The sequence below is a fragment of the Rhizobacter sp. P3_B12 genome, from assembly GCF_056402895.1.
On sequence record NZ_JBFUGN010000249.1, the window covers coordinates 1 to 7239 of the forward strand.

Sequence of the window (7239 nt, forward strand, 5' to 3'; positions counted from 1 at the left end):
ACGCAGTACGCGGGCAACGGCACATTCGCGATCGTCTTCAGTCCCGGGGACGACACGTCGGCGGACATCACGAACGACGGCGGCCAGTTCGCGCGCCTGTCCAAGGCCTACCTGGCCAACCCCGCTCCGTTTCCCCGCTGAGCTCGACCCCACCTGCATCCTGTTGGCCGGCATGCAGGGCCACCATTGGCGAAGACGACACGGTTCGTATCGTGGATGTCTTCGTCGATGAGTTGGCCCTGATGGACAGCATGGTCAGACAGGACCGCTGGATGCGGCTACAACGAGACATCGAACTGACGGCGGAAGTCGCCAGGCGTGCATCCTTCGATGCCGCGAAAGAACTTGGTGAAGTTGGTCGCCTCGTCGAAGCCGAGCCGCTGCGCGATGGCTGAAATCGGCATCTCCGTGTGCACGAGCAGGCGCTTGGCTTCCAGCGCAAGGCGCGAGGCGATAAAGGCCTTCGCACCGACGCCAGCCACCGCACTGCAGATGCGAGTGAGCGTCTTCTCGGAACATCCCATGGCCTGTGCGTAGCGCGACACGTGATGCCACTGATGCACCTTCGCGTCCAGAAGCCGTTTGAAAAGACGAAAGCGCTCCGGCGCGTCGGACGATGTTCCGTCGGACGGCTGTTGCTCGGCGTGAAAGATGTGCAGCCGCGTCACGAGCGTTGCCAGTTCGCTCTGGAGCAGCCAGTTCAGCAGCGGTTGCCGGGCGTCGAGCCCGCACGCCTCCTCCAGCCGCGCGAGCGTGTCGGCCAAGAACCGACCCGTCGACCGGTCGAGGCGCAGATGGCCAGGAAGCGCGTCGACCAGTTCAGGCATCTGAAGGCGTTCCTCGCCCTGCGAAGCCTGCAGCAGCTCGGGTCGGAACAGCAAGAGGTTTGCGTCCCAACGGCTTCCCGGGCCGAAGCGGTGAACCTGTCCGGGCCGAATGGTCAGCAGCGATCCGGCGCCACACTCGATGTGACTGAAGTCCACCACGGCGCGGCATTCTCCGCGTCTGACGTGCACGAACATGTGAAAGTCGTAGCGGTGGTGACGCTGCAGGTGGGCTCGGGGAACCCTTCGTCTCAGGTCCGACATCGAGAAGACCTCGAGATCCAGCGCGCGCTCGGCCGAAGGCCGATACCGGACCTGCTCGATATCGATGGGACTCGTTCCGCGTGGCATCGATCCATTGTCCGATATTCACCATTTGGCAACCGACTTTGATCGTGTCGAACGCGCCGGCAACTCGAACAATATGGGAACGCGGGCACCTGGCGACCACCATGCCCCGGTTCCCATCCTGATAGACAGTCCGAGGCGACCCATGCAAACCACAAACCGACAGTTCATCGCTCGCTTCGTGGAGTTCATCAACACTGCGGACCCGCGGCTCGCCACGGAGTTGGTTTCTCCGGACGCCGTGTTTCACGTTCCGGGGCGCGCCGAACCCGTGCACGGGCCACAGGGCTACCTGGAGGTCATCGGGATGATGCGCGGTGGATTCCCCGACATTCAGTGGACTCTTGAAGAAACCGTCATTGAAGGTGATGTCATCGCAGCGCGATTCATGATGCACGGGACGCACCGCGGAGCCTTCTTCGGCGTGCCTCCCACCGGCAAGACGATTGCCGTGCAAGCGCTGAACATCTATCGGCTCTCGACCGGGAAGATCGTCTCCGAAGTCGGGCAACCGGACCTGCTCGGACTGATGCAGCAGATCGGCGGATTGCCGCGCTCCTGAGGCCGCACCGATGCAAGCAACCTGGTGCAAACGCAGGGGCCGGCACACGACCCCACGCGCGCAACAGCGGCCGGTCGGTTGTCGAATGATGAATATCGGACAATATCGATGCCGCGCGGAACGTGATCCTGATGCGCGTCGAGAGCAGCTTCAACCCCTGCGCGATCGGAGTCGTCGGCGCATCGCTGCGAGGGGATGAAGAAGACGGGGTTCAGTTGCTGTACAGCATGCCCTGGCCGATGCCGCTGACGTAGACCCGGCCATGGACGTTCTGCACGACGGGCCATGCGTTGCCGCTCCAGATCGACGCGAAGGTGCTGAGCTTGGTCCAGGTCGCCCCCGAATCGGTCGAGTGGTACACGGCGTTGCCGTCGGCCAGCCAGAGGTCGTCCTCGGCGTTGGGGTTGACCGCCAGCGAGGTGTGCATGAAGTAGCTGGGCGCCAGCCCGGCCGACACCGAGCCCGCGCTCAGCGTGAAGCTGTGACCGCCATCGGTCGAGACATGAACCTTGCCCGGCGTGCCCCACCAGGCGCCGCCCGAATCGTGGGCATAGACCTTGTTCGGGTTCTTGCGGTCTGCGGTCAGGTGGTAGCCGCTGGGGACGCCAACGCTGGGCGTCTAACTCACCCGAAGGAGCCTTCGGGCGTCGGGTCAGGTGGAAGGCAGCGCTCGATCACGCCGGTCGTGCGGAATCCACCGCAGCAGAACGTCGAGCACGCTCTCTGGAATGAGCGGCTTGGCCAGATGGTCGACCATGCCTACCTCGAAGCATTGCGCGCGGTCCTCAGGCAGCGCTGCTGCAGTCATCGCGATCACCGGCAGCGAGGCCCAGGCCCCTCGTTCGCGGATGCGCCGCGTCGCTTCGAGCCCGTCCATCACCGGCATGTGCAGATCCATCAGCACGGCGTCGAACGGCCGATCGGTGACGGCATCGAGCGCGGCGAGCGCCTGTACGCCGTCGTCGACGACGAGCACTTCCAGGCCCATGCGCCCCAGGATGCGCTGCCCGACGATCTGGTTGACGACGTTGTCCTCAACCAGCAGCACTCGGGCTCCAGCGATCGGCGCGGCGTGTGCCAGCAGCGATTCGGCTTGCGTGGCGGTACACGATAGATCGGCAGCAACGGTCCCCAYCGAGTTCGCAGGGCCATGAATGTCGCGGCGCTCGGCGATCTTCAGCAATGCCGCAAGCAGCGGCGAGGCCAGCACCGGCTTGGCAAGCGCGACATCCGGCACGAGGTCCACCGCGGCATCGGCTGCTGTCCTGGAGGCGGACGACATCATCACCAGCGCCGGACATCCGACGGCACCGCCGTGGATCACACTTCGCAGCGAACGCGCCACCGCGAGCCGCTCTTCCAGCGCCAGCGAATGCCCGTCGAGCAGCACCGCATCGAACGGATCATCCAACGACTGGCTCTGCTCGATGTATCGCAATGCGGCCTTCACGTCAGCGGCTCGCGTCACCCTCACCTGCCAAGCGAGCAGTTGCGTGGCGTTCACCTGATCAGCCAACGACCCATCTTCGACGAGCAACACGCGCAGGCCCTCCATCCCCGGCTGCCGCAAGCTGGAGGGAGGCGGCATATCGCCACGCAGCAAGTTGGCGGTGAACCAGAACTCGCTGCCGCGTCCGGGAACGCTCCTCATCCCCATCTCGCCGCCCATCATCTCGACCAGCCTTTGGCAGATCGTGAGACCGAGCCCGGTGCCGCCGAAGCGGCGCGTGATCGAACTGTCGGCTTGCGTGAAGGCGTCGAACAAGCCCGCGTGGTGCGCTGGGTCGATGCCGATCCCGGTGTCGAGCACGGAAAATCTCAACAGGCAGCGCTCAGGCTGCGTGGCAGGCATTTCTCGCACCACGACATGCACGTGGCCTTTATCGGTGAACTTCACCGCGTTGCCCACCAGGTTGTTCAGCACCTGCGACATTCGCAGTGCATCGCCGACCACTTGAAGCGGCAACTCGGGTGGCAGATCAACGACGAACGCGAGGCCCTTCAGGGCGACGCGCGCGGCAAAGACGTCGACCGTGCGCTGCAGCGTCTGCTCGAGATTGAACTCGAGTTGCTCGAAACGCAGTTTTCCAGCCTCGATSTTGGAGTGGTCGAGCACGTCGTCGAGCAGCCCCATCAGTGCGAGCGCGGCAGTGTGGACCTTGTCGAGATCATCGCGAGCGCCCGTCGGCAGCGCGTCTTCCAGCGCCAGCCGGCTGAGTCCGACGATCGCATTCATCGGAGTGCGGATCTCGTGGCTCATGTTGGCCAGGAAGGCGCTCTTGGTACGGGCGGCATCCTCGGCCAGATCGCGCGCTGCAACCAGCGCTTCCAGCGCCTTGCCCTGCTCGGTGACATCATCGGCGAACAGCAGCAGGTGAGGTTGGCCCTCGCGCAGGATGCGCGCCAGCCTGCAATCCAGGCGCACGGACGCGGCATCGTCACTCAGCTCGCCGGCCAGATCGAGTTCGCAGCGTCGCGTCTGGCCGTCCTCCATCGTGGCCCGGGCCGGAGCAACCATCAGCGGCGCCCGCTGTGCCAACCAGGCCCACAGCCCCACGGTCTTGAGCCGCTGCGCGTCGGCGCCGAGCGCGCTGTCCAGTGCGCGGTTGGACATTGCGCAGTGCCCGTCGATGCGGTACACCCCGCAGCCGACCGGATCGTTGTCGATCACCGCTTCGGCGAAGTGAGCCGATTCTTCGGCACGCGACTGGGCCTGCCGGATCGCGCTGATCTCGGTCGCAGTGGCGTAGAAGCCGCGCACCGCGCCGGCGTCATCGAGGTCGGGCCGCAGATTGAACTGAAGGTGACGCGCCACGCCGTTGGCAGTGGCGAACTCGCGCTCGAACGTCTGCACCCGGCCCTGCAGCACCGCATGGATGCGGTCCTCGTTTCGCGCGAAGTGCAGCGGCCCGATCACGTCGCGCAGATGCATTCCTGGGAGGGTTCGCGGGTTGAGCCCCAGCCAGCTTCGATGCGCCCGGTTGCCGAAACGGTTGCACAGCTTGGCGTCCCAGTAGCCGATGACGCTGGGCGTGTGATCCAGGATCGCACGCAGGTCCCGTTCTCGCTCGACGATCTGTATGGCCTGAACGTCGACGCGTTGCTGCAGCTGCGTCTGCAGGACTTCGATCTCCTGCAGCATTTGCTGGTGCTCCAGCGCACGGTGGATGGCGCTCGTCAGAACTTCGGTGCTGAGCTGGAATTTGGACAGGTAGTCGACCGCTCCGTTGCGCAGAACCTGCACCGCCAGCGCCTCGTTGCCGGCACCGGTGACCATGATGATCGGGCAGTCGCGCAGCGACTCGCGGTGCAGGGCAGGCAGCAGTTCCGCGCCGCTGGCGCTGCCGAGCTGGTTGTCCAGCATCACGCAGTCGAATTCATGTTCGCGCACCATGCGCAGCGCCTCGGTACCGGTTGCCGCCTCCATCGTCTGCAGGTTCAGGTTCGATCGCGTCAACAGGCGCAGCACGCGCTCGCGGTCGACATCGTCGTCGTCAATGACGAGCAAGTGGATCGACAGACGTTGGGCCATGCTCGCCGACGAGCCCCGGGTCGCGGCAGCATTCATGGCAAGCGCACCGCCAGCCGATAGGACTGCAGCAGCTGCGCCAGTTTGGCGAACTGCGGGCCGACCGAAGCCTTCACCATGTAGCCGGCGACATTCTCGTGATAGGCGCGCATGCGGTCGGCATCAGTGTCCGAGGTGGTGAGTACGAAGACCACCTCGTCGCGCAGTAGCGGGTCGGCACGCACGTGCTGCAGGAATTCGAAGCCGTTCATGCGCGGCATGTTCAGATCCAGCAGCACGACCCGAGGTCGCTCCGCGCAGCGTTCGGGATCGGCACCGCGGAGCACACGCAGCGCCATCTCGCCATCCTGTGCCCACACCACGGGAGCACTGACACCGCTGCGATTGAGGCCGCGCATCACCGATTCGGCAGCCACGTCGTCGTCCTCGACCAGCACGATGGTGAGGTTGAGTTTTTCAGTCATGGGTTTCCACTCAGGTGTGAATCACGGCCGGCAGACTCGGGAATCATGGGCCACCAGAAGCGGAAGCAGGCGCCGCGTCCCGACGCGACCGGAGAGATCAACTCGATGCGACCGCCGTGCACCTCGATCAGCCGTTTGGTCAATGCCAGGCCGATGCCGCTGTTGCCGCGCTCGGTGATGTGCAGCGTCTGGAACAGCTTGAAGATGCGCTCGCATGCCTGCGGCGGGACGCCGGGACCATCGTCGACAACGCTGATCTCGCAGTAGTAGCCATCGCGCCGCGCCTCCACACGCAGGCGTCCGTCGACGCCGTCATGGTGCTTGATCGCGTTGCCGAGCAGGTTGCGCAGTGCTGTTTCCAAGGGTGCGGCGATGGCCTGGAAGGGCTGCACGCCGATGGCCAGCTCGACCCGGAAGGCGGGTGGCAACGGCTGGATCTCGAGGATGCCCGCACCATCTCGTTCAGGTCGACGAGCGAGCGCTGCGTCGCGGCGTGGCCGGCATGCGCATAGCTCAGCAAGTCGTCGATCAGGCGTTCCATGCGCACGATGCGCTGGCCGACCCGGCCCAGGTTGCGCTTCACATCGCCCGGCGGATCGGTGCCCAGGTCTTCCGTGATCCACTCGACCAGGTCGGCGATGCCGCGCAAGGGCGACCGCAAATCATGCGAGGCGACGTAGGTGAACTCCTGCAAGTCGGCGTTGGCGCGACGCGTTTCGACTTCCTGGTGATGACGGTGCCGCTCGACTTCATCGGCCAGCCGTTTGCGCACGGTATTGTCGGTGCCGATCAGCAGATAGCCGATGATCCTTTCCGCGGCATCGCGCAAGGCCGTCACCGAGACGACCGCCGGAAATTGCGTGCCGTCCTTGCGGATGTAGGTCAGTTCATAGATGTCCTCGATGCCGCGAGATGCCTTGAACACCAGCGCCTCGAATCCAGGCGCAATGTTCGTCGAATACTCGTTGCTCAAGGTCTTGGCACGCGCTATCAATTCGCCTGGATCGGAAATATCGGCAGGCGTGACCTTGTCCATCACGTCGACAGCCGAATAGCCCAGCATCCGCTCTGCGCCGACGTTGAATATCTGGATCACGCCCTTCGCATCGGTGGCAATCTTCGAAAAATTGACACTGTTGAAGATCGCCTTCTCCAAGGCCCCGGCTTTGACCAGCGCGGCCTCAGCCAGCTTGCGGGCCGTGTTGTCGGTGCCGATCAGGAGATAGCCGATGATGCCTTCCTGTGGGTCACGCAACGCGGTGACCGACACCACCGCGGGCAGGCGGGTGCCGTCCTTGCAAAGGTACGTCAACTCATAGATGTCTTCGATGCCGCGCGAAGCCTTGAACACCAGTGCCTCGAACCCAGGCGCAATGGAAATCCCGAGCTCGGCGCTCAGCGTTTCTGCGCGCACGATCAGTTCCTGAGGATCGGAGATGTCGGCTGGCGTGATCTTGTTCGTCACGTCGATGGCGGCGTAGCCCAGCATCCGAGCTGCGCCTACGTTGAAGA

Annotated in this window: 6 protein-coding genes and 1 pseudogene; 1 reads left to right on the forward strand and 6 read right to left on the reverse strand. The window is 64.5% G+C overall.

Annotated features, from left to right (window positions below):
- Positions 1 to 278 precede the first annotated feature (278 nt).
- Positions 279 to 1175 (reverse strand): AraC family transcriptional regulator, encoded by an 897-nt coding sequence (locus AC1D01_RS14900; RefSeq protein WP_477867488.1) that lies wholly within the window; start codon positions 1173 to 1175, stop codon positions 279 to 281.
- A 142-nt stretch (positions 1176 to 1317) separates the two neighbouring features.
- Here AC1D01_RS14900 and AC1D01_RS14905 point away from each other — a divergent pair, with 142 nt between their 5' ends.
- Entirely contained in the window at positions 1318 to 1734 is a 417-nt protein-coding gene (locus tag AC1D01_RS14905) for an ester cyclase (protein ID WP_477867490.1), read from the forward strand.
- A gap of 211 nt (positions 1735 to 1945) precedes the next feature.
- On the opposite strand, the gene AC1D01_RS14910 is transcribed toward AC1D01_RS14905, so the two are convergent.
- From AC1D01_RS14910 to AC1D01_RS14930, 5 genes and pseudogenes are all read right to left on the reverse strand, one after another.
- Positions 1946 to 2191 (reverse strand): hypothetical protein, encoded by a 246-nt coding sequence (locus tag AC1D01_RS14910; RefSeq protein ID WP_477867492.1) that lies wholly within the window; start codon positions 2189 to 2191, stop codon positions 1946 to 1948.
- A gap of 195 nt (positions 2192 to 2386) precedes the next feature.
- On the reverse strand, positions 2387 to 5302 hold the full coding sequence (locus tag AC1D01_RS14915) for a hybrid sensor histidine kinase/response regulator (protein WP_477867494.1): 2916 nt from the start codon (positions 5300 to 5302) through the stop codon (positions 2387 to 2389).
- Positions 5299 to 5727, reverse strand: coding sequence for a response regulator (locus tag AC1D01_RS14920; protein ID WP_477867496.1), 429 nt, complete (start codon positions 5725 to 5727; stop codon positions 5299 to 5301). The genes AC1D01_RS14915 and AC1D01_RS14920 overlap by 4 nt, the downstream gene beginning before the upstream one ends.
- The gene (locus tag AC1D01_RS14925; RefSeq protein WP_477867498.1) at positions 5724 to 6350 is read right to left on the reverse strand and encodes a sensor histidine kinase; all 627 of its coding nucleotides are present in this window, start codon (positions 6348 to 6350) and stop codon (positions 5724 to 5726) included. Before AC1D01_RS14925 ends, AC1D01_RS14920 begins: the two co-directional genes overlap by 4 nt.
- A pseudogene (locus tag AC1D01_RS14930) lies at positions 6287 to 7239 on the reverse strand (PAS domain-containing protein); the annotation flags it as partial. The gene AC1D01_RS14925 and the pseudogene AC1D01_RS14930, both read right to left, overlap by 64 nt.

Coding starts and splice junctions, on each gene's coding strand:
- AC1D01_RS14920 (WP_477867496.1), bottom strand. CDS start 5,727: ATGACTGAAAAACTCAACCTCACCATCGTGCTGGTCGAGGACGACGAC.
- AC1D01_RS14900 (WP_477867488.1), bottom strand. CDS start 1,175: ATGCCACGCGGAACGAGTCCCATCGATATCGAGCAGGTCCGGTATCGG.
- AC1D01_RS14905 (WP_477867490.1), top strand. CDS start 1,318: ATGCAAACCACAAACCGACAGTTCATCGCTCGCTTCGTGGAGTTCATC.